Here is a 26,946-nt window from a genome sequence, read left to right as displayed (position 1 = left end):
TTAGTGGGCGACGGCAGCAGCGCCGTGTTCGTCGATCAGTGCGCCGTTGTGGAAACGGTCGATGGAAAACGGCGCGGCCAGCGGGTGCATTTCACCCTTGGCCAGGCTTGCAGCGAAGACGTTGCCCGAACCCGGGGTGGCCTTGAAGCCGCCGGTGCCCCAACCGCAGTTGAAGAACATGTTCGGCACCGGGGTCTTGGAGATGATCGGGCAGGCGTCCGGCGTGGTGTCGACGATGCCGCCCCACTGACGGTTCATGCGTACGCGGGACAACACCGGGAACATCTCGACGATGGCCTGGACGGTGTGCTCGATCACCGGGTACGAGCCACGCTGGCCGTAGCCGTTGTAGCCGTCGATACCGGCGCCGATCACCAGGTCGCCCTTGTCGGACTGGCTGATGTAGCCGTGCACGGCGTTGGACATGATCACGCTGTCGATGATGGGCTTGATCGGCTCGGACACCAACGCTTGCAGCGGGTGGGATTCGATCGGCAGGCGGAAGCCCGCGAGCTTGGCCATGTGCCCGGAGTTACCGGCGGTGACGACGCCGACGCGCTTGGCACCGATGAAGCCTTTGTTGGTTTCCACGCCGATGCACACGCCGTTTTCCTTGCGGAAACCGATGACTTCGGTCTGCTGGATCAGATCCACGCCCAAGGCGTCCGCCGCCCGGGCAAAGCCCCAGGCCACGGCATCGTGACGGGCCACGCCGCCGCGACGCTGGACGGTCGCGCCCATCACCGGGTAGCGGGTATTTTTCGAGCAATCCAGGTACGGGATCTCGTCGGCCACTTGCTTGGCGTTGAGCAGCTCGCCGTCCACGCCATTGAGGCGGTTGGCGCTGACGCGACGCTCGGAATCACGGATGTCCTGCAGGGTGTGGCACAGGTTGTAGACGCCACGCTGGGAAAACATCACGTTGTAGTTCAGGTCCTGGGACAGGCCTTCCCAGAGTTTCATCGCGTGTTCGTACAGGTGGGCCGATTCGTCCCACAGGTAGTTGGAGCGCACGATGGTGGTGTTGCGTGCGGTGTTACCGCCACCCAGCCAGCCCTTCTCGACCACGGCCACGTTGGTGATACCGTGTTCCTTGGCCAGGTAGTAGGCGGTCGCCAGGCCATGCCCGCCACCGCCGACGATGACCACGTCGTAGACCTTTTTCGGAGTCGGCGTGCGCCACATCCGCTGCCAGTTCTCGTGATGGCTGAGAGAGTGTTTGAAGAGGCCGAAGCCCGAATAGCGTTGCATAGTGATTACTCCAAAACCGACTCAGCGATAAACCGGGAAGTCCGCGCACAGGGCCGCCACTTGCTGCGCGACATTGGCCTCGACATCGGCGTCGCCGAGGTTGTCGAGAATGTCGCAGATCCAGCCGGCCAGGGTGACGCACTGGCTGACCTTGAAGCCGCGCGTGGTCACCGCCGGGGTGCCGATGCGCAGGCCCGAGGTCACGAACGGCGATTGCGGGTCGTTCGGCACGGCGTTCTTGTTGACGGTGATGTGGGCGCGGCCCAGGGCGGCGTCGGCGTCCTTGCCAGTCAAGCCCTGGCGAATCAGGCTGACCAGGAACAGGTGGTTATCGGTGCCGCCGGACACTACATCGTAGCCGCGCTTGATGAACACGCCAGCCATGGCCTGGGCGTTGTCGATCACTTGCTGCTGATAGGCCTTGAAGCCAGGCTCCAGCGCTTCCTTAAAGCACACCGCCTTACCGGCGATCACGTGCATCAGCGGGCCACCCTGGGCACCGGGGAACACCGCGGCGTTGAGTTTTTTCTCGATTGCTTCGTTGGCCTTGGCCAGGATCAGGCCGCCGCGTGGACCGCGCAGGGTCTTGTGGGTGGTGGTGGTGACCACGTCGGCGTAAGGCAGCGGATTAGGATACAGGCCAGCGGCAACCAGGCCGGCGACGTGCGCCATGTCGACGAACAACAAGGCCCCCACCTTGTCGGCGATCTGGCGGAAGCGCGGGAAGTCGAGGGTCTTGGAATAAGCCGAGAAGCCGGCGACGATCATTTTCGGTTTGCACTCGACCGCCAGGCGCTCGACTTCGTCGTAGTCGATCAGGCCGGTGTCGGTGTTGATGCCGTATTGCACAGCGTTGTACAGCTTGCCCGAGGACGACACTTTCGCGCCATGGGTCAGGTGACCGCCGTGGGCCAGGCTCATGCCCAGGATGGTGTCGCCCGGCTGGATCAGCGCCAGGTACACGGCGCTGTTGGCCGATGAGCCTGAGTGCGGCTGGACGTTGGCGTAATCGGCGCCGAACAGCTGCTTGGCGCGTTCGATGGCCAGGGCTTCGACTTTATCGACGTGCTCGCAGCCGCCGTAGTAGCGCTTGCCTGGATAGCCTTCGGCGTATTTGTTGGTCAAGCCGCTGCCCTGGGCCTGCATCACGCGCTTGCTGGTGTAGTTTTCCGACGCGATCAGCTCGATATGATCTTCCTGGCGTTGCTCTTCGGCGTTCATCGCCGCCAGCAGCGCATCATCGTAGCCTTGAATTTGGTCTTGTTTGCTGAACATCGCGTCTCTCCCAGCGGCGGCGGTGCGCCTTTCGTCTCGGTGAGGCACGGACCGTTTCGGTCGTGCCCTTTGGATGCGATGGTATGGCCGGCGCAGGCAGGTCAAATGCCTATGGACGCCACGCAAAGGTGCGTTTACGACATGGGATCAAATCGAATGGAACACCGGCCACAAGGGTCAAGTGGCAATCTGGCGAACCGCGAGCAACAGCAGGAAATGCGCGGGATACAACGCATAGGCCCAACGCCGCATCGCTGGCGGCTGAAAACGACCCGCCTGTCGCAAAAGCAAGAGCCCGAGCCCTGGCGCGATCAGGCAAGCCACCAGTCCCCACGACGCCACCGCATCCCCCAGCCATGCCGCGCCATACAACACCCGCCATTGATTGGCCGCCACGCAGACCATCCCCGGTAGCAACGCGAAATACCAGGGCCGACGAAACACCAGCAACATCGTCAGCGGCAGCAGCACGCCGTAGAACCCGAACATCAACCGTGACGAGCACAGCGCCGCCAGCAGCAGCGCCGCCACCGCCAGGCATCGCGCCTCCAACGTAGGGGTTTGCCAACTGCGCGCCACCAACAGTCCCAGCACCAGCGTCGGCATCACGTTCAACGTCGTGGGCTGGGGAATGAACAAGCGGTAGGGGATTTCACTGATGGCGCTGAACAGCAACAGCCAGCCCAGGTAGCGCCATGGAAGCGAGCTGGCGCCGTTGCGTGCGAGGTTGGCCGCCATTGCCAGGCAGAACCAGGGAAATGCCAAGCGGCCCGGCACATAGAGCCAATCGGCGGAAAAACCGACATATCGCAGATGATCGAGGACCATCGCCAACAGTGCCAGCCACTTGAGCAGGTCCAGCGCACCGTCGCGCCGACTCATGTGTACAGCGGCCCGCTGATTTTGTGATTTTCTGACCGAAACATCCCGTGTGCTCCCTCGCTAATCTTGGGTAAAGTGCGCACCACTATTGAACACGGCGTTCTGCACTCAAGGTTCGCCGGACCGCGGAATTCTCCATCCGGGAATTCCACCAGGGATCTCTTTATCCAGGACTCTCTATTCAAGGAGCAAGGCCATGACCGACAAGAGTCAACAATTCGCCAGCGACAACTATTCCGGCATTTGCCCCGAAGCCTGGGCGTTTATGGAAAAAGCCAACCAGGGCCACCAGCGCGCCTATGGCGACGACGAATGGACCCACCGCGCGGCGGATGATTTCCGTGCCCTATTCGAAACCGACTGCGAAGTGTTCTTCGCGTTCAACGGCACTGCCGCCAACTCCCTGGCCCTGTCATCGTTGTGCCAGAGTTACCACAGCGTGATCTGCTCTGAAACCGCCCACGTCGAAACCGACGAATGCGGCGCGCCGGAATTCTTTTCCAACGGTTCCAAGCTGCTGGTGGCGCGCACCGAAAACGGCAAGTTGACTCCCGAGTCGATCCGCGAGATCGCCCTCAAGCGCCAAGACATCCACTACCCCAAGCCGCGCGTGGTGACCCTGACCCAGGCCACGGAAGTCGGCAGCGTCTATACGCCGGAAGAAATCCGCGCCATCAGCGTCACCTGCAAGGAACTGGGGCTGAACCTGCACATGGACGGCGCGCGCTTCTCCAACGCCTGCGCCTTCCTCGGCTGCACCCCGGCCGACCTGACCTGGAAGGCCGGTGTCGACGTGCTGTGTTTCGGCGGTACGAAAAACGGCATGGCGGTGGGCGAAGCGATCCTGTTCTTCAACCACGACCTGGCCGTAGACTTCGACTACCGCTGCAAGCAGGCCGGGCAATTGGCTTCGAAAATGCGCTTCCTCTCCGCACCCTGGGTCGGCCTGCTGCAGAACGACGCCTGGCTCAAGCATGCCCGCCATGCCAACCACTGCGCCCAATTGCTGGCACAACTGGTCAGCGACATTCCTGGCGTCGAGCTGATGTTCCCGGTCCAGGCCAACGGCGTGTTCCTGCAACTCTCGGAACCGGCCATCGCCGCCCTGACCGCCAAGGGCTGGCGCTTCTACACCTTCATCGGCAAGGGCGGTGCACGCTTCATGTGCTCGTGGGACACCGAAGAAGCGCGGGTGCAGGAATTGGCGGCGGATATTCGGGAAGTGATGAGCGCCTGAAGCAACGACCGATATCTTCAGGCCTTGAAGCTTTGAAGCTTTTGTGGCGAGGGAGCTTGCTCCCGCTGGGGTGCGCAGCAGCCCCATGCGGCCTATCAGTTAATTCGTGCTTTCGGGATGACGACTGCTGCGCAGCCCAGCGGGAGCAAGCTCCCTCGCCACAGGGGGCTCACCACTACCAGGATGGGCAGATCAGAAATCGATCCGCACATCCCCCTTCGGCACGCTGCAGCACGACAGGATGTAACCCTCGGCCTCGTCGTCTTCGGTGATCCCGCCGTTGTGCTCCATTTCCACTTCCCCGCCCAGTTTCAATACTTTGCAGGTGCCGCAGATGCCCATGCCGCAAGCCTTGGGGATCATCATGCCGAGCTTGGCGGCGGCGGCGTGTACGGTTTCTCCCGGCCCTACGCGGATGCTCTTGCCCGAGGAGGTGAACTCCACCAGGTGCAGGTCCGCGGCATCGACCTGCGGAGCGTCGGCCGCCTGTTCGGCCTGCTCCACTGCATCGGCACGGGCTTCCGGTGGCGTGGCGCCGAAGGATTCCTCGTGATAACGCTTCATGTCGTAACCAGCCGCTTCCAGCAGGCGCTTGACCGCGCTCATGTACGGCGTCGGGCCGCAGCAGAACACTTCGCGCTCAAGGAAATCGGGCACCATCAGTTCCAGCATTTTATGGTTCAGGTAACCGCGGTAACCGGCCCACGGCTCGCCCAGGCCATGCTTTTCGCAGATCAGGTGCAAGCTGAAGTTGTCGATCCGCGACGCCATGTGCTCCAGCTCGCGGTGGTAGATGATGTCCTTGGGCGAGCGAGCGCTGTGGACGAAGGTCATGTCGACGTTGGCGTTGGTGTCGTAGAACCAGCGGGCCATGGACATGCATGGCGTGATTCCGACGCCACCGCTGAGGTACAGGACCTTCGGGCTCGGGAAATCCATGGCATTGAACAACCCCACCGGCCCGTGCACCGCCAGTTCCTGGCCTTCGTGCAGCGTGTCGTGCAGCCAGTTGGAAACCTTGCCCCCCGGCACGCGCTTGATGGTCACCGAGAAGCTGTAGGGCACCGACGGCGAACTGGAGATGGTGTAGGAACGCATGATCGGCTGGCCTTCGATTTCCAGCTCCAGGGTGACGAACTGCCCGGGCTTGAAAAAGAACAGGATCGGCTGGTCGGCCATGAAGCAGAAGGTGCGCACATCCCAGGTTTCCTGGATGACTTTGACGCAACGAACGATATGTCGGCCATTGGCCCAGGTCTGGGTGGTGACCGGGTTCAGGAAAGTATTGGACATGCTGATCTCCACGGCCGACTGTCGGCCTTCATGATGGCGATTGTGCGCAGGCGCCTGCGCCGCCATTTACCTATCTGCGACATTCACATACTTATCGCGACCAGCCCCCTATTACCGGGGCTTGCGCGTCGGGAACAGATTGGGCCATGTCGCCCATGGATAAGGTTGCGCCCCTGCGCGGCCCCACACTCGCCCCAACAGATAAACAAAGTTTTCTGCCTTGCGTAGCACAACCGATTAGCCATTTTCACCGGCTCCATTTAGAGAGCCACGAGGATAAAACGATGGACGTCACCACTACCCTGAGCCTGGGCGATCCGCTGGAACCCGCACGCAAGGCCACCGCGCAAATGCTGCAAGAGCGCGAGCGCACCTTCTCGCTGCCGCAGCCGTTCTACTCCGATGAGCGCCTGTTTGATATCGACATGCAGGAAATCTTTCAGAAGGAATGGTTGATCGCCGGCATGACCTGCGAGATCCCGGCCAAGGGCAACTACCTGACGCTGCAGATCGGCAAGAACCCGATCATCGTGATTCGCGGCGCCGAGGGCGTGGTACATGCGTTCCATAACGTCTGCCGCCACCGTGGTTCGCGGCTGTGCACCAGCGAAAAGGGCAAGGTCGCCAAGCTGGTCTGCCATTACCACCAGTGGACCTACGAGCTGGACGGTCGCCTGCTGTTCGCCGGCACCGAGATGGGTGCCGACTTCGACATGAAGCAGTACGGCCTAAAGCCGGTGAACGTGAAGACCGCCGGCGGCTACATTTTCATCAGCCTGGCCGAGAACCCGCCGGCCATCGATGACTTCCTGTCGACGCTGAACCACTACATGGAACCCTACGACATGGAAAACACCAAGGTGGCGATCCAGACCACCTTGTTCGAAAAGGCCAATTGGAAGCTGGTGCTGGAAAACAACCGCGAGTGCTACCACTGCAACGCCTCGCACCCTGAATTGCTCAAGACCCTGCTGGAATGGGACGACGTCACCGACCCACGGGCCGACCAGGCGTTCAAGGACCATGTGGCCGCTTCCGCCGCCGCCTGGGACGCCGAGAAAATCCCTTACGCCCACGCCAGCTTCGGCCTGCGTAACCGCATCGTGCGCATGCCGCTGCTCAAGGGCACCGTGTCGATGACCATGGACGGCAAGCAGGGCTGCGCCAAGCTGATGGGCCGCATCAAGAACCCGGACCTGGGCTCGATGCGCATCCTGCACCTGCCGCACTCGTGGAACCACTGCATGGGCGACCACATCATCGTGTTCACCGTGTGGCCAATCAGCGCCCAGGAAACCATGGTCACCACCAAATGGCTGGTGAACAAGGACGCGGTCGAAGGCGTGGACTACGACGTGGCGCGCATGCGCGAAGTCTGGGACGCCACCAACGACCAGGACCGTCGCCTGGCCGAAGAAAACCAGCGCGGCATCAACTCCACCGCCTACCAGCCAGGCCCGTACTCGAAGACCTACGAGTTCGGCGTGGTGAACTTCGTCGACTGGTACAGCGAGCGCATGCTCAACAACCTGGGAGCTGAACCGGCGCCATACCTCAAGGGCGTTCCGGTCCAGGGTTAAGTCAAAACCCGCATGATCGTTCCCACGCCGGGCGTGAGAACGATCATGGGCTGGACGACCACCGCACACTGCCATCCTCTCCATAAAACGTCTCGACAATCTCCTCCCCCTTAAGCCGCACCTTCACGTACCCATTCAACACCCGCTCCGGATACGCCTCGTCCCCCGCCAATTCCGTTTCCGACCACAGCACCCGGGCATGCCCGTTCAGCTCGCTGGTGGTGCCGTAAGGGATCGCCCCGTGCCCGGCGCAACGCGCGTGCAGTCCGCCTTGCGGCGCGTAGCAGATGCCGTTGTGCAAATGCCCCCAATACCAGTAATCCGGCTCACGCCCCAGGGCATCGCAGACCGGTTGGTAGAGCGCGGTCTTGTGGTGTCCGGAAATATCAAAGCCCTGGTGATGACTGAGCACCATGAGCTTCTTGCGCTTGGGCAGGGTTTTCATCCACTCGATCTGCTGAGTGTTGAGGGTGCCGTCCATGTACAGGTTCATAGCGTCCGAGGCGTAGGCGCTGTCCAGGCCGACCACCAGCCAGTCGTCGTTGTACAAGGCAAAGTAGCTGGTGCCTTGCTGCACCGGGAAGCGCTTGGCCAGTTCCTTGAAATAGCCGTGGCCGCCGCTGTACATCTCGTGGTTGGAATTGAGGGTGAACGAGCCGTGCTTGCCCTGGGGCCAGCCGACCATGTCGACGTCTTCCTGGGAGTGCGTGCCGGCGTAATACACGTCGCCCAGATGAATGGTGAAATCGGCAAGGGCCAATTGCATCTGGTTGGCCACCGCCACCGCCGGTGCGTGGCTGTCGAACGGCCCGGTGCCCCAGTCGCCGGCGATGGCCAGCACCACGTCGCTGTCCATTTTCACCAGCGCCGGATTGGTAGCAAACGGCGCGTGATGGCGCAGGTTTTCGATCCACTTGAGCAGCGCCTCGCTCCACAGCAAGTCCAGCAGCTCCCACTTTCGACAGCCCAGCAAAGTGCCGTCCTTGAGTACCCGCGTTGGCAGCTCCTGTTCTTTTTGCGGCAGGGGCGTGGCGTTGCCGATCTTGAGGATCGAAAGACCATGGGCCAGCTCCCATGGCACGGCCGGTTCGTCATCGGGCAAGTCACCGTGCTCGATGACATGCCGGGCCTGGTCGTGGCCTCGCTCCAGCAATTTGACGATGGCCTGAAATTCCTCGGGCTCCAGGTCGTTGACGAGTTTTTTCCAGGACATCTCCAGTCGCGTGACCAACCCATGCAGGCGGACCTTGACCTTGTCGAACTCATGTTCCCAATGGTGCAGTAATGACATGTGAACGCTCCTTCGTTTTGCCCTGGACTACAGGGTCTTCATGAATTCGATCAGGGCCCGTTTGTCGACCTCTGACAGTTGCGTGCCATACAGGTGACCACCGTTATGGTTGCCTTCCAGGCGGGTGTCGTATTTGAAATCCGCTGATGCCTTCATCTGCGCACCGCTGGTGATGAAGCCAACCTTCTGCGGGTCGTAGATGTCGGAGCCCGTGTAGAAGACTTGCGGACGTTGCTCCGGCGGTTGCAGCAAATCCCACAGGGTTGGCACCGAACCGTTGTGCAGGTACGGCGCGCGCAGCCAGATGCCGTCAGTGGGCGTGTTGCTGTAGCTCTGGGTCTTGCGGTAGGCGCCAAAATCGAACGGCGCTTTCTTGAAGCCGTGGAACGCCGTCACCAGCCCGGTGGTGAAGGAATTCAGCCGATGGGGATCGGTGCCCAACTGGTCGATGTTGGTAGTGACCTGGCCGGTGTCGCTGCGGCCGAAGTCGTGGCAGCCGGCGCAGTTCTGCTCCCAGATCGGTTTGCCTTGGGCGACTTTTGCTTGATCCAAAGCGAACGGCCATGCCGGCGCCTTGTGGCCCAGCAGCCAGTTGGTCACCCGGTTGAAACTCGGCGGCAGCACCGACTGCGGCGTCGCGCCCACGGCCATGGCGGCGGCGTAGTTGCGTTCGTGGATCTGGTTGTTATTGCCGTCCCAATGCAGGTACATGGACTCGCGGGGTTTCTGGTTCCAGACCTGGGGCAAGTCCACCGTGCCGATGGTGGAATCATCCGGGAAGCCGAACACCACCATCTTGGTCGGGTTGAAGGTATCGGTCCGCCCTGGGCCTTGGGCCGGACGCAGCTTCTGCCAGGCGTAGGCCTGTTTCTGCTTGAGCAGCGCGCTCTTGGCCATCGGGATGATCAGGTAGCGGTTATAGAGCTTTTCGAAGAACCCCAGCTGGAACTTGCCGTTGATCGCCGCCATCACCGCATCAGGGGTGAATTTCGGATCGCTGGCACACTCGTAGGCGAACCACTGGAAGGCTTGCAGTTGCAGGGTATTGGCCGGCGCGGCGGCGACCGGCACCGCGACGTCAGAAGCATTGGCCCGGTAGGAACCGGTGTGGCACAGGGCGCAGTTCGGCTCGACCGTGGGATAACCGAGCTGCCGCTTGGCCATGCCGATGGGTAGGTCGTTGCCGTTTTCATAGAGGAAACCGAACACCTCGTAACCGCCCGGCTTGGGCAGCTTTTCCGGGCACATCTGCGGCAGCACGGCGAACAGGTAGTAGGGAATCCGCGCCTCGATGCCCAGGCCGATGGCGGCGTATTTGTAATGGTCTTCGTCGGAAGCGAAGTCCGGTTGCGGTACCTCGCGGATCATCTGGTACCAGGTCTGGTAGCCGATGAAACCAAGCACCAACAGTACGACCAACAGTCCTGTTTTGAAGCCATGGCTTTGCCAGCGCTGTGCCCAGCCTTCACGCCACTCTCGCCAACCGACGCAAAGCAAGGCCAGCGGACGATTTTCCCGCGGGCTGCCCAAGTACAACAGCACGCCCAATATCAGGAACATGCCCAGGTCGCCCATCAACATCGGTACGAACAGCGAGCCTTGGTTACTGGTGTTGATCAGGTAGATCCAGAACACCACCGCCACCAGCCGTGAGAGCACGCACAACCATGAATGCACCACAAAACGCGGCGCGTTGAACCCCGAGGGCATGTAGAACAGGCTGATCCCCACCAGCAACATGCCAGTGTTTTCCAGCCAGGGATCGGATAGGACCGGCGGCAGGCCGAGCATGGACGTCAGCAACGCCGGGGCGAACAGCGCCGGAATCGCGAAGACCATGTTCATGACGATTCCGATCCAGATAATGCGTTGGAACCAGCGGATGTAAGTGTTCATGGCATCCTTTTCCTTATTCCTGACTCACCACAAACCCATGTGGCGAGGGAGCTTGCTCCCGCTGGGCCGCGTAGCGGCCCCCCAAGACTTCAAAAGCGACGACTGCTTCGCAGCCGAACGGGAGCAAGCTCCCTCGCCACGGGTGAGTCGCTTCAGCCGAGCGCGGTCTTCTCCAGGTGCTCAAGGATGATCGGATACACATCCACCACCGCGTCCTTGCCGAACATGCAGTCGATATGGCCATAGCCGGGTACCTCGTGCCGGCTGAACAACTGCGGCCCATGCATCTCGCACAATCGCTCGTAAGTCTTGAGGGTGCTTTGCGGCAGATAGCATTGGTTGTCGGCACCACTGATGAAGCAGATCGGCAGCTTCAGCCGATCAAAATGCGGCATGTAGACGTCGTTGCCCTTGAAGTCCACCAGATGCCCCTTGCGCACGATCAGCGCCAAGTGCTCGAAGGTCTGGATGTTCGATTCGCCGAACAACTCATGCAGGTTGTCGTGCAGGGTTTCGTTGAGGGTGTCGTGGCGGTACAGCGATGCATACATGAACGTAATGCGATGGCAGACCGGGTTGGTGCAATAGCCCTGGGCCTCGATCCGGGCATAGCCATTGAGAGCCTTATCGTAGAGTTTGTTGAACCAGCTTTCCTTGGTGTCCGCGTAGGCCGTCATGGACTTGATGCCGATGGCATCGAGCATGCCCGGCAAGTGCAAACCGGCCTTCAGACCCGTGGCGGTGGCGACCACCGTGTCGGCGGCGATCTGCGAGCAGACCACCGAACGCACGCCCTGCAAGCCCGCCAGCATTGACATGAAAAAGGTCGTCGCGCCGTAGCAATGCACCACGCATTGCACGTCGCGGGCCAAGGTTGCCTGTTGGATCTGCCCGATGGCGGCCTTGAAGTCGTATTGGGCCACCTGATCGCCGTTCCATTCGTTTTTGCTCGCCGGCAGCAGGATACTCACCCGCAAATCCAGCAGCCAGACGTCGTACTCGTGCTTGCACAGGTATTCCAGCAGATTGGTGTGAATGGTGTCGGTGGAGAAGATATTCGAGCCCACGCCCAAACCATGGACCAGCATCACCGGGCCTTTGCTGCCGGCCTGATAGCGGGTCAGGCGCAGCTCGACGTTGTCTTCGGTCTGGAAGAAATGCACCACCGGCGCGGGCGCATCCAGCGGCCGTTTCAAGCGAGCTGGCGCGTCGGGGTTGAAATAGACATCGCCAGCGAACACTCCGCCGTAGCTCTCCCACAGGATTCCAGCAAAAAACTTGCCGAACCGCGCCAGCGCCTCCAACCGCTCACGCTCATTACGGGCGTTGAGCACCTTCATGGTGGTCATCTGCTTGGCGAAGTCGGCCGGCAGGATGTGCATTACCCCGGAGCCGATCACCGCGCCGGTCTTGTCCGGCCCACGATAGAGCGTGACGTACAAGGTGCTGGTGTCATGCCAGATGTTCAGCACGCCGTCGTCCTCCGGCACGGTCTTGAACGCGCTGAAGAAATACTCAGTGCCGTCCTCGGCGGCCAGTTTCATGTCGTAGTTCATGTGCCGCACGCCAACCTGTTCCTGATATTGCTCGAACAGGTTGAATACGCCGTTACTGGCCACCAACGGCTTGGGCGACAACAGCGGCGCGTCGAGAGTGCCCACCAGTGTCGCGGCGTGCTCCGGCTCCTTGATCAGCCGATCGAGGTCGGCAGCGGTGATGGTCAAGGTGAACTCGATGGGCGAGTTGTCGGCCTCGCCCCGCTTGGCCGCAGCTTCGTAAAGAGCCAGGTCGGTGCCCTGGGGTTGGGTGAAGGCGCTGGAAAAATAGCCCTTCATGGTTTCGGTGAACTGCACGCCAAGGGTCGGCGCCGCCACCGGTTTGCGCGGGGCCGAAGGCAGCGCGTAGTCGATCAGCCAACCGCGATCGGCCGCCAGCAGCCCCATGTTGCGTTCGCTCACCGCTGAAATGGTCAGCAGCGGATTGACCGCCAGGGACGTCGGGATCACCGAGCCGTCCGTGACGTACAGGCCTGGGTAGACGTCGGTGCCGCTGGCGCCACTGAACACCTGTCCCTTGTGATTGACCACGCCTTGGCTCGCGTCTTCCCCCATCACACAGCCGCCCAGCGGATGGACCGAGACGATGCTGTGCTTGAGCAGCTTGGTCCAGATCGGGTTCTCGACCCAGATGCCGCCCAGCGCCTTGGTGCTCTGGTGCAACCGTTCGTTGCCGAGGGTGACGTTTTCCTGCTCGCCGACACCGGACCAGTCGATACGCAACTGGTCCTTGTTGTCGAGAACCATGCGGCCCTTACCGTTGTCGTGGCTCATGATCAGATAGGTCTGCATGTTATGCAGCGCGCCGTAATACGGGCCACGCAGGAAGCTTTCGGCTTCGCGTCCCTTGTATCTGAGGCTGGCACCGAACCCGGTGTCGGTGGGCACGCCGACCATCTCGGCGAATGCCGCCATGCTCGGCACCATGGCCCGGCCGAGGGCGCCGGGGATCGAGCCCTCTTCGATCACCATGCGGCTGCGCCAGTCGCCTTCGGTGCGCATGTCGATCACCGAGGTGATGCACGGCCCCACCGGTTCCAACTCCTTGGCCGAATGGGCGCCGAAGCCGATGCCGTTGATGACTTGGTCGCAGTTGTGGCCGAACCCGAGGATGTCGCCGTTACCGCTCATGTTCTCGCCCAACTGGTTGGACATGGACAGGCCCTTGTCCCGTGAACGCAACATGATTTCGGTGGAACCCAGGGTACCGGCCGACACCACCACGATACCGGCGCGTACGAACAGCGTCGGCGCCGAGAACATTTCGCGGCCACTGTCCAGGTACTGGAAATGCACGATCCAGCCGTCGCCATCGCGCTCCAGATGGCGCACTTCGGCCTGGCAGAAAATCTCGGTGCCATGGTTCCAGGCGTCCGGCAGGTAATTCATCAGCGTGGTGTTCTTGGCCTTGTTGTTACAGCCCGAGACGCAATCACCACAACCATTGCACGGCAACTGTTCGACGCCGACGTGGTTGAGGTTGTTCGGCAGCTTGTCGAACGTCACGTTGATCGGCGGCCTGTAGAAGTGCGCGCCCTGCTTGAGGTAGTCAGCGGATTTCTTGTGGGCATCGAGCTTGGGCAGGTTCGGCGCGGACGCCGGATAGGGATTGGGCTTGAGCATCTCCCGGGCCCGCGCGTAGCCGTCCTTGAGCAACGTGTCGCTGTGTTCGCGCATCGCCAGCGGCCAGCGCGGGTCCTCGAACACGCCCGGCTCGGCTTCCAGCGCGACGTTGGCGTTGATCAGCGAAGTGCCGCCCAGGCCACACCCGACCACTACGTTCTGCTGGGCGTTGACGTGCAGGTCGAACAGCCCGGTGCGCGAACCGATGTGGCCGTCCGGGTCATGCACTTGCAATTCCTCGGTGGCGGCGAGCAACGTGTTGGGGTATTCGCCCGGCTGGATCTCCCGGCCACGTTCCAACAGGCAGACGCTGCGCCCGGCCCGGGACAAGCGCGAGGCGGCAATCCCGCCGCCGTATCCCGAACCGATGACGATAACGTCGTAGTGTTCCTTGATCTCACTGATGGGGGTCGATATCCGTGTCATGTTCAAGTCCTCTCAGGCAGAAGGGGCAACTCTGCGGTTGCCTGTAAATTCACAGGCGCATGAACGCCTGGCCACTATCCCGTATGGGTTAAAGCGGCAGTCAACGGTGTTGATCGGGGGGAAACTCAGGCGCTATAGGCGTACTCGCTGATGGGCTGCACGATGAGCGCGCTGGGGTAGCGAAGTAACAGGTGTCGGGATGCACGTCGGGGCTGAAGCGGGATACGGGTGGGGGGCCTTGCTATCCATCGTGCGTTCTCCCTGAACCAGATATGGATAAAGTCGCGCTGTCCTTGTGCCCTGAGTGAAGACAGCCGACACCTCTACGTCAAGGCGGTTCCTTAGAACTGTATGAAATTTGATCTATTGCCTTTCGCGCTAAGCCCGCTGCGGCCTTCAGGGTTCCGCGAACAAGTTATCCACATGGACACCCACAGCAAATGGGGACAAATGCGCGCAGGTCGGGAATTTTTTCTACGGCAACGCGAATAAAAACCGTGACTTATGGAGGATGACGGTTTTACTGGCTTATCGGTTGTTTTTTGAACAAACCTCTGTAAGCCCATGAATACATGGGCTGTGGCGGTGAACAAACACCTTATCCACAGAAGCGCCAACAGGGTTTGGGGGTAATTTTGACGCTTCTGTGGAAAACTGCATGAACGGCTTGTAAATCGCGGTTTACAAAGGTTTTCCTGATAAAAAACGCCAATCGATCATTTTATGACCAACCCACTGAACACCCCGTCCCGTACGGCTTGCAGCGTTGAGCGAACATCTTATCCACAGAAGCGCCAACAGAGATTGGGGGCAAGTATCAGAGGCTTCGTGTGGCTGTTGACAAAAACCCCGAAAAAACCGCCAGTTAGGCCGCACGTTTTTTGAGCGAAGGCCTGTAAGGCTTGATTGACGCGTGGTGCACCGAGAAGCGAACAGGTTATCCACCCCCTGTGGGGAGCTTGCTCGCGAGGGGGCCAGGACAGTCAATCGTGGTGAGTCTGGGCTCAGCGAACCACCCCTTCCTCCACCAACAGCTTGAGAATTGCCTCGGCCCCCGCCTCCGGGCTGACGCCCTTGAGCACCTGCCCACCTCCGCCGCTGGCCTTGGCCGTGGCAGCTTTCATACGGTCGGCGCCGCTCTTGGCCTTGATTACCTTCAGGCGCTTGGGCCGTGGCTTGGCCGGTTGCAGAGTCGCCACCGTCAGCAAGTTGTCGTCGACCACTTCGACTTCTTCAGCCTGTAATGCGCCACGCTGCGCCGGGCCGTAGGCACTTTGACGGGGCTTGGGGGCAGCGTTATCCACAGTGGCGAGAAACGGCAAGCGCACCTTGAGCCGTCGCCGCTGGCCACGCGGCAATGCTTGCAGCACCAGGGCCGCGCCGTTTTCGATGGATTCCACCTGGGCCAGCCCCACCACCAGCGGCCACCCGAGGTTTTCCGCCAGCAAAAACGGCAGCATGCCCGAACCTTCGCCGGTTTCCGCCTGGCTGCCGGTGAGCACTACTTGAGCGCCGGCGTCGCGCAGGTAATCGGTCAGGGCCGGCAGGGCGTCGGCGCCCTCCGGATTTTCCAACACATGAAGTTCATCCAGGCCCATGCCCAGGTAGGCACGCAAGGCCGGTTCGGCCACATCGCCGGCATGCAGCACTTGCAGATCCGTGCCGGCGAGTTGCAGGCCCAGCTCCACGGCGCGGGCGTCCTGTTCGGCGCGCCGGGGTCGACCGGAGGTCGGGTGGGCGCCGATGGAGACGAGGCTGATCACTTGGTTACTCATGAACGTTTCCTTAGCTTAAGCCGCATCGCGCCTGGCTTCGTTGCGGTAAGCCTCTACCGCCGCGATCAGGGCCTGGAGAATCGCCGCGCTGTCGCCGATCACCGACAGGTCCGCACGCTTGATCATGTCGCAGCCGGGATCGAGGTTGATCGCCACCACCTTGTCGCAAGCACCGATGCCTTGCAGGTGCTGGATCGCCCCGGAAATCCCCACAGCCACATAGACCCGCGCCGTAACCCAGGTGCCGCTAGCGCCGACCTGGCGGTCGCGGGCCATGAAGCCGTCATCCACCGCCACCCGCGAAGCGCCTTCGGTGGCGCCAAGGGCCGCGGCCGTCCTGTGGAAAAGCTCCCAGTCCTTGACGCCGTTGCCGCCGGAGAAAATGAACTCGGCCTCAGCCATCGGAATCGCGCCAGGATCCACCGCCACCGCACCGAGGTCTTCAATTCGCGACAAGCTGCGGGCCACGCCTGTGGATAACTCCACCGGCAAGGCTTCGTGACGGGTTTCGCTGACTGGCTCGGCGCATTCGGCCGCTGCCAGGATCAAACGCGCCAACGGCCTGGCCAAGTCTTGCAGGCCCGCACCGGCGCGGCCGATACACTCCTCGCCCTTGACCTGCCAGACCCGAGTGGCCGGGCGCTCGCCCAGGGCGGCGGCAAAACGCCGACCCAGTTCGCCGCCACCAGTGCGGCTGTCTGGCAACAACCAATGCCGCGGGCCGAACTGGTTATCCACAGCCCGCAGGCCTTGCACCCGTTGTTCCGGTGCATAGCCGCTGAACTCTTCACCTTCAAGCACCAGCAAGCGGTCCACGCCCGCCGTGGCGAAGGCATTCTCTTTATGCTCGCCGAACACCACCGCCAGGACCGCGCCTTCCGCGCCCGCCAGCTGGTGGGCGAGGCCCAACAGATCGCGGTCGTGACTGCTGAGACGGCCACCGACCATGTCCGGCACTACGCTGATGTAGAACGCCGGTTGCGGCACCTGATGCAATGGCAATTGGACTTCCACGGCAGCGGTGCGTTTGCTCGCACCACCTTGCTGGACACCGCTGCGATCAATCCGCTTGATGCCGTTGGGGCCGATGAAGCCGACGCCGTGGACGTTCTTGCGAATGACGCCATTGGGCCCCATCCAGCTGTGCTGTACCGGTTGCATGGCCGCATGCAGCGGGTGCAGGCGGTTGCGGGCGATCCACTCGGCGCGAGGGTCGCGGCGGATGATGTCGCTCATTAATGCACCTCCGCAGGTTCACGTTTGGCCGGGGTCACGGGCTTGCTCGGGGCCGCGTCTTCGAGCAGCGCGTCGGCCACCAGTTCGGCAATGTCCTTGATCATCGGCCGTGGTTCGACCACGCCCTCCAACATCGCGGTGCACTGTGGACAACCCACGGCCACCAGTTCGGCGCCGGTTTCGCGGATGTCGTCCATGCGCATGTCGGGAATGCGCTGCTTGCCCGGGATGTCGGTAATCGGCGCACCGCCACCGCCGCCGCAGCAACGCGAGCGGAAACCGGAACGCTGCATTTCCTTGACCTCGATGCCCAACGCACGCAGCACCTGGCGCGGCGCCTCGTACTCGCCGTTGTAGCGCCCCAAGTAGCACGGGTCGTGATAAGTCACGCTGTCGCCTTTGTGTTGGCCGAGGTTCAGCGCGCCGGCGTCGATGATTTCCGCCAGGTAGGTGCTGTGGTGCTGCACCAGGTAATTGCCATCGAAGGCACCGTATTCGTTTTTCAGCACGTGGAAGCTGTGGGGGTCGCAGGTGACGATGCGATTGAAGCTGTATTTTGCCAGGGTCTGGATGTTGCGCTTGGCCAACAGTTGGAACGTCGCTTCGTCACCCAGGCGCCGGGCCACGTCGCCGCTGTCGCGCTCTTCGAGGCCGAGCACGGCGAAGTCGATTTTCGCTGCCTTGAGCACTTTGACGAAGGCGCGCAGGGTGCGCTGGTTGCGCATATCGAAGGCACCGTCGCCGACCCAGAACAGCACGTCGGTGGATTTCTTCTCGCTGAGCAGGTTCAAGTTCAGGTCTGCGGCCCAGTTCATCCGCCCGCCCGGGGCGAAACCACCTGGGTTGTCGGTGGCGATGAGGTTTTCCAACACCTCGGCGCCCTTGTTCGGCGTGGCGCCTTTTTCCAGGGTCAGGTGGCGGCGCATGTCGACGATGGCATCGACGTGCTCGATCATCATCGGGCATTCCTCGACGCACGCCCGACACGTGGTGCAGGACCACAGGGTCTCGGCGTCCACCAGACCGTTGACGATCGGCTGATGCGGGTTACCGCCGTGCTCGCCTACGGGCTTGCCTGGGTAAGGGCTGCCGGCAAATTTCGCATCGGTGCCGCCGGCCAGGCCGACGACCATGTCCTGGATGAGTTTTTTCGGGTTCAACGGCTGGCCGGCGGCAAACGCCGGGCAGGCTGCTTCACACTTGCCGCACTGCACGCAGGCGTCGAAGCCCAGCAGCTGGTTCCAAGTGAAATCCTTGGGTTTTTCCACACCCAGCGGCGCGGCGCGGTCGTTCAGGTCCAGCGGCTTGAGACCGGTGGAGCGGCCACCGCCAAAGCGTTCGGCACGGCGGTGCCAGGCCAGGTGCAGGGCGCCGGCGAAGGCATGTTTCATCGGCCCGCCCCAGGTCATGCCGAAGAACATTTCCGACACGCCCCACAGCACGCCCAGGCCCAGCAACGCCACCAGCAACCAGCCGCCAAAGTCCGCCGGCAGGATCCCGGCCACCGGCAAGGTCACCAGGAAGAAGCTGATGGAAAACGCGAACAGGCTTTTCGGCAAGCGCATCCAGGGGCCCTTGGACAGCCGCGAGGGGGGATTGCGGCGGCGCAGGGCAATGAAGATCGCGCCGCTGAACATCAGCAGCGTGGCGAACAGCAAGGCATAGCCGAGGATGAGGTTTTGCAGGCCGAAACCGTGCACAAGAATGGCCAGCACCGCCGCCAGGACAAACCCGCCCGCCGTGGCGACGTGGGTGTTGGCGATGTACTTGTCCCGCGCCACCACATGGTGCAGATCCACCATGTAGCGCTTGGGCATGGCGAAGAGGCCACCGATCAGGTCGACTTTGGAGGGTCGGCCCCGGCGCCACATATTCACCCGCCGCAAGGCACCCAGGGCAGCGAGGCCGAGGGCTGCGAACAGCAGGATTGGAAGAAGGGTGTTTAGCATCAGAGTTACCTCAAGCGGCAAGCTTCAAGCCACAAGCGGCAAGTAAAAGCCAGTCCTGCATTGCTCTTTTCTTGCAGCTTGAAGCTTGTGGCTCGTGGCTGTTCTTAAAAATCCTTGCACAACCGCAGGGCGTCATAGATGGCGGCGTGAGTATTACGCTGGGCCACGCAGTCGCCGATGCGGAACAGCAGGTAGCCGTCGCCGCTCTGCGCAAGACACGGCTGGGGCTTGATCGCGAACAGGGCTTCGACGTCGATCTGGCCCTTGTTGCGCGAACCTTCCTTGAGCGCGTAGTAGATTTCTTCGTCCGGCCGCACGCCGTTCTCCACCACCACCTGGTCCACCACGCGCTCTTCCTTGGCGCCGGTGTATTCGTTCTCCAGCACCGCTACCAATTTGTCGCCTTCGCGGTAGACCTTCTCCAGCATCATGTCCCCGGTCATGATCACTTCCTTGGGGTACATGCTGCGGTAGTAGGTAGGGAACGACGTCCCGCCAATGGCCACGCCAGGCTTGATGTCGTCGGTGACGATCTCGACCTGGCTGCCTTTGTCGGCGAGGAAGTCGGCCACCGACATGCCGGTGAATTCGCAGATGGTGTCGTAGACCAGCACGTTCTTGCCCGGTGCCACCTTGCCATCGAGCACGTCCCAGCTGCTGACCACCAGCCCTTCGGCGGCGCCCCAATGTTCGTTCTGCTCGATGAATGGATGCCCGCCGACGGCTAGCACCACCACATCCGGACGCAGGTCCATGATGGTCGGCGCGTCGGCGGCAACGCCCAGGCGCAGGTCGACTTTCAAGCGCGCCAGCTCCAGTTGGAACCAGCGAGTGATACCGGCGATCTGGTCCCGTTGCGGGGCTTTCGAGGCCGTGGTGATCTGCCCGCCGATGAATTCCTTCTTCTCGAACAGGGTCACGTCGTGTCCACGTTCGGCGGCCACACGCGCCGCTTCCATCCCCGCCGGGCCGGCACCCACGACGACCACTTTGCGCTTGGGCCCGGTGGACTTCTCGATGATGTGCGGCACGCCCATGTATTCACGGGACGTCGCGGCGTTCTGGATGCACAGCACGTCCAGACCCTGGTACTGGCGGTCGATGCAGTAGTTTGCACCGACGCACTGCTTGATCTGGTCGATCTGGCCCATCTTGATCTTGGCGATCAGGTGCGGGTCAGCGATGTGAGCGCGGGTCATGCCGACCATGTCGACGTAACCACCCTCGAGGATTCGCGTGGCCTGGTTCGGGTCCTTGATGTTCTGCGCGTGCAGCACCGGGACCTTGACCACTTCCTTGATACCGGCGGCCAGGTGCAGGAACGGCTCCGGTGGATAACTCATGTTCGGAATGACGTTGGCCAGGGTGTTGTGGGTGTCGCAACCCGAGCCCACCACGCCGATGAAATCGAGCATGCCGGTATCGTCGTAGTATTTGGCGATCTGCTTCATGTCCTCGTGGGACAAGCCGTCCGGGTGGAACTCGTCGCCGCACAGGCGCATGCCCACGCAGAAATCGTCGCCGACTTCAGCGCGTACGGCCTTCAACACTTCCAGGCCGAATTTCATGCGGCCTTCGAAGCTGCCGCCCCATTCGTCGGTACGCTTGTTGACCCGCGGGCTCCAGAACTGGTCGATCATGTGCTGGTGAACGGCGGACAGCTCGACGCCGTCGAGGCCTCCGGCCTTGGCGCGCTTGGCGGCGCTGGCGTAATTGCCGATCACCCGCCAGATTTCCTCCGGTTCTATGGTCTTGCAGGTCGCACGGTGCACCGGCTCACGCACGCCGGACGGCGACATCAGCGTTGGCCAGTTGAAACCGTCCCAGCGTGAGCGACGGCCCATGTGGGTAATCTGGATCATGATCTTGGCGCCGTGCTTGTGCATGGCGTCGGCCAGGTTCTGGAAGTGCGGGATGATGCGGTCGGTGGACAGGTTCACCGAACTCCACCACTCCTGCGGGCTGTCGATGGCAACCACCGACGAGCCGCCGCAGATCGCCAGGCCGATGCCGCCCTTGGCCTTCTCTTCGTAATACTTCACGTACCGGTCGGTGGTCATGCCGCCGTCGGTGGCGTAGACCTCGGCGTGCGCGGTGCTGAGCACGCGGTTGCGGATGGTCAGCTTGCCGATCTGGATCGGCTGGAACATTGCTTCAAAAGCCATGGCGCAATCCTCGACTTACAACGGCTTGACGATGAACAGGCCGTCGTCGTGGCCTTCTTCCGAACCGCCATAGACCTGCTCGGCCACGGTGCGGATCTTGCTGCCGTGAGCGGCGAGGATCTGGTCCATCGCGCCGGCGAACCAGCCGGTGAACATGTAGTCGACCTTGCGCCCGACCTTGCCGTACACATAGACGAATGCCGAGTGTTCGAGCGTGACGCTGGCGGTGCCTTTGTCCAGGTCGATGTCCTGGATCTTGAACAGGCCCCAGCCACGCTGGGACAGGCGCTTCATGTAGTGCTCGAACACCGCGACGCCTTCCAGGCCGTGGCATTCAGCTTCTTTCTCGCACCAGTGCCAGGCGGATTTGTAGCCGGCCTTGTAGAGGATCTCGGCGTAGGCGTCGGCGCCCAGCACTTCCTCGATACCCATGTGGTTGTTAACGAAGAAGTGCCGCGGCACATACAGCATTGGCAAGGCGTCGGAGGTCCAGACACCGGTTTCGCTGTCGACTTCGATAGGCAGTTGCGGGGCGATCTTGGCCATGAAAATTTGACTCCGGAAATTCGTGATGTGCCTGCGGCGCGAATGGCCGCAGGTAAAGGATTCAGTGATACAGCGGGGTTTATTCGCCCCAGACGTCTTTCAAAACGTTGACCCAGTTCTCGCCCATGATCTTGCGTACCACACGCTCAGGATGGCCGCGCTTGAGCAGCGTTTCGGTCAGGTTCGGGAACTCGCCCACGGTGCGGATGCCCAGGGGGTTGATGATCTTGCCGAAGCTGGTCAGGCGGCGGGCGTAGCCCTTGTCGTGGGTCAGCATTTCGAAGAAATCCTGGCCGTGACCCTGGGTGAAGTCGGTGCCGATGCCGATGGCGTCTTCGCCGACGATGTTCATGGTGTATTCGATGGCTTCGGCGTAGTCGTCGATGGTCGAATCGATGCCCTTGGCCAGGAACGGCGCGAACATGGTCACCCCGACGAAACCGCCATGGTCGGCGATAAACTTCAGTTCTTCATCGGATTTGTTGCGCGGGTGCTCCTTCAGGCCGGACGGCAGGCAGTGGGAGTAGCAGACCGGTTTCTTCGATTCAAGGATCACCTCTTCGGAGGTCTTGGAGCCAACGTGGGACAAATCGCACATGACGCCGACGCGGTTCATCTCGGCAACGATTTCGCGACCGAAGCCCGACAGGCCGCCGTCGCGCTCGTAGCAGCCAGTGCCCACCAGGTTCTGGGTGTTGTAGCACATCTGCACCACGCCAACGCCGAGCTGCTTGAATATCTCGACGTAGCCGAGCTGGTCTTCAAAAGCGTGGGCGTTCTGGAAGCCGAAGATAATGCCGGTCTTGCCCTGTTCCTTGGCGCGACGGATGTCGGCGGTGGTCTTCACCGGGATCACCAGGTCGCTGTTCTCGCGGATCAGTTTCTGGCTGGCGACGATATTGTTGATGGTGGCCTGGAAACCTTCCCACACCGACACGGTGCAGTTGGCTGCGGTCAGGCCGCCCTTGCGCATGTCTTCGAACAGGTCGCGGTTCCACTTGGCAATGATCAGCCCGTCGATAACGATGCTGTCGGCGTGCAATTCGGCTGGGCTCATCAGGCAGTCCCCTTGTTAGCGATTCATGCGCCGAATCGTGTGCCGGCGCTTTGGGGCCAGCATATGCCTGAGGGCCGTCGCGACCGGGTGCAAAAACGACAGGGGAATTGCCGAAAGCGTCAATCCGCGACAATGGGCTGCGACAGGTCCACCCTGCCCGTCTGTTCTTTACCCGACGCTTGCGCCAGAATCCGCCGCATCACTGGTTTTTACTGGACTTGAGCGGCAACGCGATGAAATCAATCTTCCTGGCTTTGGCATTGATCAGCACCCTGGCACACGCAACCGAAGACACCGAGCCCAATCCCTGCGACGAAGTCGAAAACGACGTCCAGACCCTGGCATGCTCGGCCTACGGCAAAACCGCCGCCGAGCAATTGCTCAGCGAAAACCTGCAGAGTCTCCTTGAGCGCCTGCAAACCCGCTACGCCAGCGACAAGGCCCAGCTCAACGACATTACCGCCAAGGTCAAGGCCGCCCAACAACTGTGGCAAAAACAGCGCGACGCCGACTGCGCCATCGCCGCCTTCCCGGCCAAACCCGGCAGCGACGCCTACAAAATCGCCGAAAACGACTGCATGGCCCAGGTGAGCGATGACCGGTCGGAGTTTTTGGAGTCGATTGGGCAGGAGTGAGAGCAATATTCAGACATCTTTCACGCGTTGGCCCTGGACGGGATATAAGTCAGGATTCGCAAATCTTATAAAAGACTTATATCCTTCCATGAACACTATCCACTGGACCAGAAAAGCCGTTAAGCAGCTTTTGAAATTGCACTCCGTCCATCAGGTTCAGGTTCGGGACGCCGTTACGGCGCTCGCCCAGATGCCTGACGTGGTGAATGTCAAAGCACTTGTTGGCCATGGCTATGCGTACCGCCTGCGGGTAGGTAGCTATCGAGTCATGTTCGATTGGGACGGGGCGATCAAGGTCGTCAGCATTCAAGAGGTCAAGAAACGCGATGAACGAACCTACTGATATCCAGATCATCAACGACGCAGACGGGAACCCGGCATTCGTGGTCATTCCGTATGCAAAATACGTTGCGCAAAAACTAGAACCGGATCTGATTCCTCATGAGGTAGTCAGCCGTATCGTCGACGGTGCGACACCGATTCGCGCCTGGCGCGAACATCTGAGTTTGACCCAGGAGGAGGTTGCCCGTCGTCTGGGCATCTCCCAACCGGCGTTTGCCCAACAGGAATCAGTCGGCAAGCTGCGCAGGGCGACCCGCGAAAAAATTGCCGCTGCTTTTGGTATCCGTGCCGATCAGCTGGAACTGTAAAACCTCAAAAGCGACAAACCAGCAACGTCGTCTAAACTGGCTACATACCCGTCCGAGCCCGGCTGTACAGACGAGTCACACACGACGATCAAAAGGATTTTCGTATGCACTCTCTTACCGCCTTGCCCTTCTATGGGTTAGCCATCTTTATCGCCATCGTGCTCGGCATCGAAGTCGGTCGTCGGGTCGGCAACCGTCACTTGGCCCAGGACCCGGACGGCGCCCGCCAGGGCATCGGCGCCATTGAAGGCGCGGTGTTCGGCCTGCTGGCGCTGTTGATCGCCTTTACCTTCTCCGGCGCGGCCTCGCGCCTGGACCAGCGTCGCGCGCTGATCGTCGCCGAAACCAATGCCATGAGCACTGCCTGGCTGCGCCTGGCCCTCCTGCCCTCCAGTGAACAACCCAAGATCCGCCAGGCGTTCCGGGACTATGTTGATGCGCGTATCGAGTACTACCGCGACCTGCGCGAAGACGAAGTCGACGAGGCCGCTCATGACCGGGCCAATGGTTTGCAGCAGACCATCTGGGAACTCACCGTCGCCGCCCTGAAACAGATGCCCACCCCAACCCTGGGCACACCCGTGCTACAGGCGCAAAACGAAATGATCGACATCACCACCACTCGCGCCGTGGCCCACGAAACCCACCCGCCCCTGACCATTTACCTGATGCTGGTGACAATGACCCTAATCAGCGCCCTGCTGATCGGCTACGGCATGGCCGGTACAAAGCGGCGCAACTGGCTGCACAGCCTTGGATACGCGGCGGTGATGGTCTGCGTGCTGTATGTGATCCTGGATTTCGAGTACCCGCGCTTTGGCGTGATCCGTGTCGACTATTTCGACAAGATCATGCTGGACCTGCGCGCGAGCATGAATTGATCAAGGTGGATAGACTGAGGCTCCAGACATCCGGAATCCAAGGCCACTCATGATCATCTGCGGCATCGAAATCAAAGGCAGCGAAGCGATCATCGCCCTCGCCTCGCTGGATCAACAAGCGTTGAGCCACGTCCCATTGAGTATCAAGAAAATCGCCCTGGACGACGATGACGAAGCCGCCAACGTCAAGGCTTTCGCCGCCCAGGTGAGGGCATTCGTGGCGGACAACGGCATTGAACGCATCGCCATCAAGAAGCGCAGCAAGAAAGGCGAGTTCGCCGGTGGGCCGACCACGTTCAAGATCGAAGGGGTTTTCCAGTTGCTGGAAGGTTGTGAGGTAACGCTGCTGTCGCCGCAGACCATCAACGCCCAGAGCAAAAAACATGACTTCGCCCTGCCGGCGACGCTGAACAAGTATCAGCACGAGGCCTATAAAGCAGCCTGCTCGGCGTTGATGAAGAAATAGATTCTCTACCAATGCCCAACCAGACACCGTGACTGTGGCGAGGGGATTTATCCCCGTTGGGCTGCGCAGCAGCCCCAACAGCAGCTATTAAATTTATCTGACACTCCCGAGTCGCCAGGTTTTGGGGCCGCTTCGCGCCCCAACGGGGATAAATCCCCTCGCCACAGGTTCTTTGCCCGAGGATTGGATGGTCTGGGTACCGGGTACGACTGCGCTTCCCATGTTCTTCAGCGCCTTGCCCACCGCCTCCAGCGTTGAATCGATGAAGGGTGCGAAAGGCTCGTTGTATAAAACCCTGTCAAACCACCTCTCGCTCATCCCCCTGCCGCCGCCGATCCTCCCGCGGACACCGCACAAATCTTGCCCGATAACTGCGGGTGAAATACGACGGCGACTCAAACCCGCAGGCGATGCTCACTTCCAACACACTCATGTCGGTCTGGCGCAGCAGTTGCCGGGCTTTTTCCAGGCGCAGGCGCAGGTAGAAGTTGCTCGGGGTGTCGTTCAGGTGCAGACGGAACAGGCGTTCGAGCTGGCGTCGGGTGACGCCGATGGATTCGGCCAAGGCCAAGGTGCTCAGCGGCGGTTCGCTGTGGGTTTCCATCTCGCCGATCACCTGCACCAGCTTCTTGTTGCGTATGCCATAGCGGCTGGCAACTTCCATGCGTTGGTGATCTTTGCGTGGACGAATCCGACCCAGCACGAATTGTTCGCTGACCTGGATCGCCAGTTCCGGGCCATGGGCCTGGCCGATCAGGTCGAGCATGAGGTCGATGGACGCGGTGCCGCCCGCGCAGGTGATGCGGCGGCGGTCGATTTCGAAGAGTTCCTGGGTCACGCTGAGCTGTGGATAGGACTCCTTGAACGCCTCGATCGCTTCCCAATGCAGCGTCACCCGATGCCCTTCCAGCAGTCCCGCCTCGGCCAGGACCACACTGCCGGTGTCGATGCCGCCCAGGATCACGCCTTCGCTGTCCAGCCGATGCAGCCAGCGCTCAAGCACCGGGCCGGCGTATTTCAACGGATCAAAACCCGCCACCACCCAGAGCGTCGCGCCTTTCTTCAGCGGCTCCAGCGCGGCATCCGCGTTGACCGACATGCCATTGCTCGCCAAAACCGCCCCACCATCGGCGCTCAACACGTGCCAGCGATACAGCTCGCCACGAAAACGGTTGGCGACCCGCAAGGGCTCGATGGCCGAGATGAAACCGATGGCCGAAAAACCCGGCATCAACAAGAAGTAGAAATCCTGGGACATGGCGCGCTCGGTGGTCGG

Annotated in this window: 21 protein-coding genes; 7 read left to right on the top strand and 14 right to left on the bottom strand. The window is 61.4% G+C overall.

Going from position 1 to position 26,946, the window contains the following annotated elements:
• From J3P82_RS02430 to J3P82_RS02420, 3 genes are all read right to left on the bottom strand, one after another.
• On the bottom strand, positions 1 to 1,251 hold the full coding sequence (locus J3P82_RS02430; RefSeq protein WP_003177603.1) for a sarcosine oxidase subunit beta: 1,251 nt from the start codon (positions 1,249 to 1,251) through the stop codon (positions 1 to 3).
• 21 nt (positions 1,252 to 1,272) lie between these two features.
• Entirely contained in the window at positions 1,273 to 2,526 is a 1,254-nt protein-coding gene (glyA, locus tag J3P82_RS02425) for a serine hydroxymethyltransferase (protein WP_434560464.1), read from the bottom strand.
• Positions 2,527 to 2,703: 177 nt separating this feature from the next.
• Entirely contained in the window at positions 2,704 to 3,408 is a 705-nt protein-coding gene (locus J3P82_RS02420) for a TraX family protein (RefSeq protein WP_434560462.1), read from the bottom strand.
• 196 nt (positions 3,409 to 3,604) lie between these two features.
• Here J3P82_RS02420 and J3P82_RS02415 point away from each other — a divergent pair, with 196 nt between their 5' ends.
• Positions 3,605 to 4,645, top strand: coding sequence for a low specificity L-threonine aldolase (locus J3P82_RS02415; protein WP_434560460.1), 1,041 nt, complete (start codon positions 3,605 to 3,607; stop codon positions 4,643 to 4,645).
• Positions 4,646 to 4,837: 192 nt separating this feature from the next.
• Here J3P82_RS02415 and gbcB read toward each other — a convergent pair whose 3' ends face one another.
• The gene (gene gbcB, locus J3P82_RS02410; RefSeq protein ID WP_434560458.1) at positions 4,838 to 5,938 is read right to left on the bottom strand and encodes a glycine-betaine demethylase subunit GbcB; all 1,101 of its coding nucleotides are present in this window, start codon (positions 5,936 to 5,938) and stop codon (positions 4,838 to 4,840) included.
• A gap of 284 nt (positions 5,939 to 6,222) precedes the next feature.
• Here gbcB and gbcA point away from each other — a divergent pair, with 284 nt between their 5' ends.
• Positions 6,223 to 7,518: a glycine-betaine demethylase subunit GbcA gene (gene gbcA, locus J3P82_RS02405; RefSeq protein ID WP_434560456.1), complete on the top strand. Its 1,296-nt coding sequence runs from the start codon at positions 6,223 to 6,225 to the stop codon at positions 7,516 to 7,518.
• A 43-nt stretch (positions 7,519 to 7,561) separates the two neighbouring features.
• On the opposite strand, the gene J3P82_RS02400 is transcribed toward gbcA, so the two are convergent.
• From J3P82_RS02400 to J3P82_RS02360, 9 genes are all read right to left on the bottom strand, one after another.
• On the bottom strand, positions 7,562 to 8,809 hold the full coding sequence (locus J3P82_RS02400; protein WP_434560454.1) for a metallophosphoesterase: 1,248 nt from the start codon (positions 8,807 to 8,809) through the stop codon (positions 7,562 to 7,564).
• 27 nt (positions 8,810 to 8,836) lie between these two features.
• The gene (locus J3P82_RS02395; protein WP_434560452.1) at positions 8,837 to 10,705 is read right to left on the bottom strand and encodes a hypothetical protein; all 1,869 of its coding nucleotides are present in this window, start codon (positions 10,703 to 10,705) and stop codon (positions 8,837 to 8,839) included.
• Positions 10,706 to 10,857: 152 nt separating this feature from the next.
• On the bottom strand, positions 10,858 to 14,310 hold the full coding sequence (locus J3P82_RS02390) for a GMC oxidoreductase (RefSeq protein WP_434560450.1): 3,453 nt from the start codon (positions 14,308 to 14,310) through the stop codon (positions 10,858 to 10,860).
• A 1,004-nt stretch (positions 14,311 to 15,314) separates the two neighbouring features.
• Positions 15,315 to 16,085 carry an electron transfer flavoprotein subunit beta gene (locus J3P82_RS02385; RefSeq protein WP_434560448.1) on the bottom strand — a complete coding sequence of 257 codons (771 nt, stop codon included), beginning with the start codon at positions 16,083 to 16,085 and terminating at the stop codon, positions 15,315 to 15,317.
• A gap of 15 nt (positions 16,086 to 16,100) precedes the next feature.
• Complete coding sequence (locus J3P82_RS02380) at positions 16,101 to 17,321, bottom strand: electron transfer flavoprotein subunit alpha/FixB family protein (protein ID WP_434560446.1); 1,221 nt, start codon at positions 17,319 to 17,321, stop codon at positions 16,101 to 16,103.
• A complete protein-coding gene (gene dgcB / locus J3P82_RS02375; RefSeq protein ID WP_434560444.1) occupies positions 17,321 to 19,270 on the bottom strand; it encodes a dimethylglycine demethylation protein DgcB in 1,950 nt (649 codons plus the stop codon). Before dgcB ends, J3P82_RS02380 begins: the two co-directional genes overlap by 1 nt.
• A 104-nt stretch (positions 19,271 to 19,374) precedes the next feature.
• The gene (gene dgcA, locus J3P82_RS02370; RefSeq protein WP_434560442.1) at positions 19,375 to 21,435 is read right to left on the bottom strand and encodes a dimethylglycine demethylation protein DgcA; all 2,061 of its coding nucleotides are present in this window, start codon (positions 21,433 to 21,435) and stop codon (positions 19,375 to 19,377) included.
• 15 nt (positions 21,436 to 21,450) lie between these two features.
• Positions 21,451 to 21,981 (bottom strand): DUF5943 domain-containing protein, encoded by a 531-nt coding sequence (locus J3P82_RS02365; RefSeq protein ID WP_434560440.1) that lies wholly within the window; start codon positions 21,979 to 21,981, stop codon positions 21,451 to 21,453.
• 79 nt (positions 21,982 to 22,060) lie between these two features.
• Complete coding sequence (locus J3P82_RS02360) at positions 22,061 to 23,038, bottom strand: dipeptidase (protein WP_186634465.1); 978 nt, start codon at positions 23,036 to 23,038, stop codon at positions 22,061 to 22,063.
• A gap of 233 nt (positions 23,039 to 23,271) precedes the next feature.
• Between J3P82_RS02360 and J3P82_RS02355 the strand changes: the two genes are divergently transcribed.
• The 5 genes from J3P82_RS02355 to J3P82_RS02335 all read left to right on the top strand — a co-directional run bounded on the left by J3P82_RS02355 (position 23,272) and on the right by J3P82_RS02335 (position 25,670).
• The gene (locus J3P82_RS02355; RefSeq protein ID WP_434563670.1) at positions 23,272 to 23,673 is read left to right on the top strand and encodes a lysozyme inhibitor LprI family protein; all 402 of its coding nucleotides are present in this window, start codon (positions 23,272 to 23,274) and stop codon (positions 23,671 to 23,673) included.
• Between the two features lie 88 nt (positions 23,674 to 23,761).
• Entirely contained in the window at positions 23,762 to 24,016 is a 255-nt protein-coding gene (locus tag J3P82_RS02350; protein WP_186634314.1) for a type II toxin-antitoxin system RelE family toxin, read from the top strand.
• The gene (locus J3P82_RS02345) at positions 24,000 to 24,323 is read left to right on the top strand and encodes a helix-turn-helix domain-containing protein (RefSeq protein WP_434560438.1); all 324 of its coding nucleotides are present in this window, start codon (positions 24,000 to 24,002) and stop codon (positions 24,321 to 24,323) included. The genes J3P82_RS02350 and J3P82_RS02345 overlap by 17 nt, the downstream gene beginning before the upstream one ends.
• A 104-nt stretch (positions 24,324 to 24,427) precedes the next feature.
• Positions 24,428 to 25,204, top strand: a complete 777-nt coding sequence (locus tag J3P82_RS02340; RefSeq protein WP_434560436.1) for a DUF4239 domain-containing protein — start codon at positions 24,428 to 24,430, stop codon at positions 25,202 to 25,204.
• Positions 25,205 to 25,253: 49 nt separating this feature from the next.
• Positions 25,254 to 25,670 (top strand): DUF3010 family protein, encoded by a 417-nt coding sequence (locus J3P82_RS02335; protein WP_434560434.1) that lies wholly within the window; start codon positions 25,254 to 25,256, stop codon positions 25,668 to 25,670.
• A 298-nt stretch (positions 25,671 to 25,968) separates the two neighbouring features.
• Here the strand turns inward: J3P82_RS02335 and J3P82_RS02330 are convergent, their stop codons facing one another.
• Positions 25,969 to 26,928 (bottom strand): GlxA family transcriptional regulator, encoded by a 960-nt coding sequence (locus J3P82_RS02330; protein WP_434560432.1) that lies wholly within the window; start codon positions 26,926 to 26,928, stop codon positions 25,969 to 25,971.
• Positions 26,929 to 26,946 lie beyond the last annotated feature (18 nt).

This window comes from Pseudomonas sp. Z4-20 (genome assembly GCF_051131955.1).
GTDB lineage: Bacteria > Pseudomonadota > Gammaproteobacteria > Pseudomonadales > Pseudomonadaceae > Aquipseudomonas > Aquipseudomonas marvdashtae.
This window is presented reverse-complemented; position numbering and strand designations above follow the sequence as displayed.

Bases quoted from the DNA above. Each gene is read 5' to 3' on its own strand.
- J3P82_RS02340 (WP_434560436.1), top strand. From the start codon at position 24,428: ATGCACTCTCTTACCGCCTTGCCCTTCTATGGGTTAGCCATCTTTATC.
- gbcA (WP_434560456.1), top strand. From the start codon at position 6,223: ATGGACGTCACCACTACCCTGAGCCTGGGCGATCCGCTGGAACCCGCA.
- J3P82_RS02420 (WP_434560462.1), bottom strand. From the start codon at position 3,408: ATGAGTCGGCGCGACGGTGCGCTGGACCTGCTCAAGTGGCTGGCACTG.
- dgcB (WP_434560444.1), bottom strand. From the start codon at position 19,270: ATGCTAAACACCCTTCTTCCAATCCTGCTGTTCGCAGCCCTCGGCCTC.
- J3P82_RS02355 (WP_434563670.1), top strand. From the start codon at position 23,272: ATGAAATCAATCTTCCTGGCTTTGGCATTGATCAGCACCCTGGCACAC.
- J3P82_RS02400 (WP_434560454.1), bottom strand. From the start codon at position 8,809: ATGTCATTACTGCACCATTGGGAACATGAGTTCGACAAGGTCAAGGTC.
- dgcA (WP_434560442.1), bottom strand. From the start codon at position 21,435: ATGGCTTTTGAAGCAATGTTCCAGCCGATCCAGATCGGCAAGCTGACC.
- J3P82_RS02330 (WP_434560432.1), bottom strand. From the start codon at position 26,928: ATGTCCCAGGATTTCTACTTCTTGTTGATGCCGGGTTTTTCGGCCATC.
- J3P82_RS02395 (WP_434560452.1), bottom strand. From the start codon at position 10,705: ATGAACACTTACATCCGCTGGTTCCAACGCATTATCTGGATCGGAATC.
- J3P82_RS02335 (WP_434560434.1), top strand. From the start codon at position 25,254: ATGATCATCTGCGGCATCGAAATCAAAGGCAGCGAAGCGATCATCGCC.
- J3P82_RS02385 (WP_434560448.1), bottom strand. From the start codon at position 16,085: ATGAGTAACCAAGTGATCAGCCTCGTCTCCATCGGCGCCCACCCGACC.
- J3P82_RS02360 (WP_186634465.1), bottom strand. From the start codon at position 23,038: ATGAGCCCAGCCGAATTGCACGCCGACAGCATCGTTATCGACGGGCTG.
- J3P82_RS02430 (WP_003177603.1), bottom strand. From the start codon at position 1,251: ATGCAACGCTATTCGGGCTTCGGCCTCTTCAAACACTCTCTCAGCCAT.
- J3P82_RS02380 (WP_434560446.1), bottom strand. From the start codon at position 17,321: ATGAGCGACATCATCCGCCGCGACCCTCGCGCCGAGTGGATCGCCCGC.
- J3P82_RS02415 (WP_434560460.1), top strand. From the start codon at position 3,605: ATGACCGACAAGAGTCAACAATTCGCCAGCGACAACTATTCCGGCATT.
- J3P82_RS02390 (WP_434560450.1), bottom strand. From the start codon at position 14,310: ATGACACGGATATCGACCCCCATCAGTGAGATCAAGGAACACTACGAC.
- J3P82_RS02345 (WP_434560438.1), top strand. From the start codon at position 24,000: ATGAACGAACCTACTGATATCCAGATCATCAACGACGCAGACGGGAAC.
- J3P82_RS02365 (WP_434560440.1), bottom strand. From the start codon at position 21,981: ATGGCCAAGATCGCCCCGCAACTGCCTATCGAAGTCGACAGCGAAACC.
- J3P82_RS02350 (WP_186634314.1), top strand. From the start codon at position 23,762: ATGAACACTATCCACTGGACCAGAAAAGCCGTTAAGCAGCTTTTGAAA.
- glyA (WP_434560464.1), bottom strand. From the start codon at position 2,526: ATGTTCAGCAAACAAGACCAAATTCAAGGCTACGATGATGCGCTGCTG.
- gbcB (WP_434560458.1), bottom strand. From the start codon at position 5,938: ATGTCCAATACTTTCCTGAACCCGGTCACCACCCAGACCTGGGCCAAT.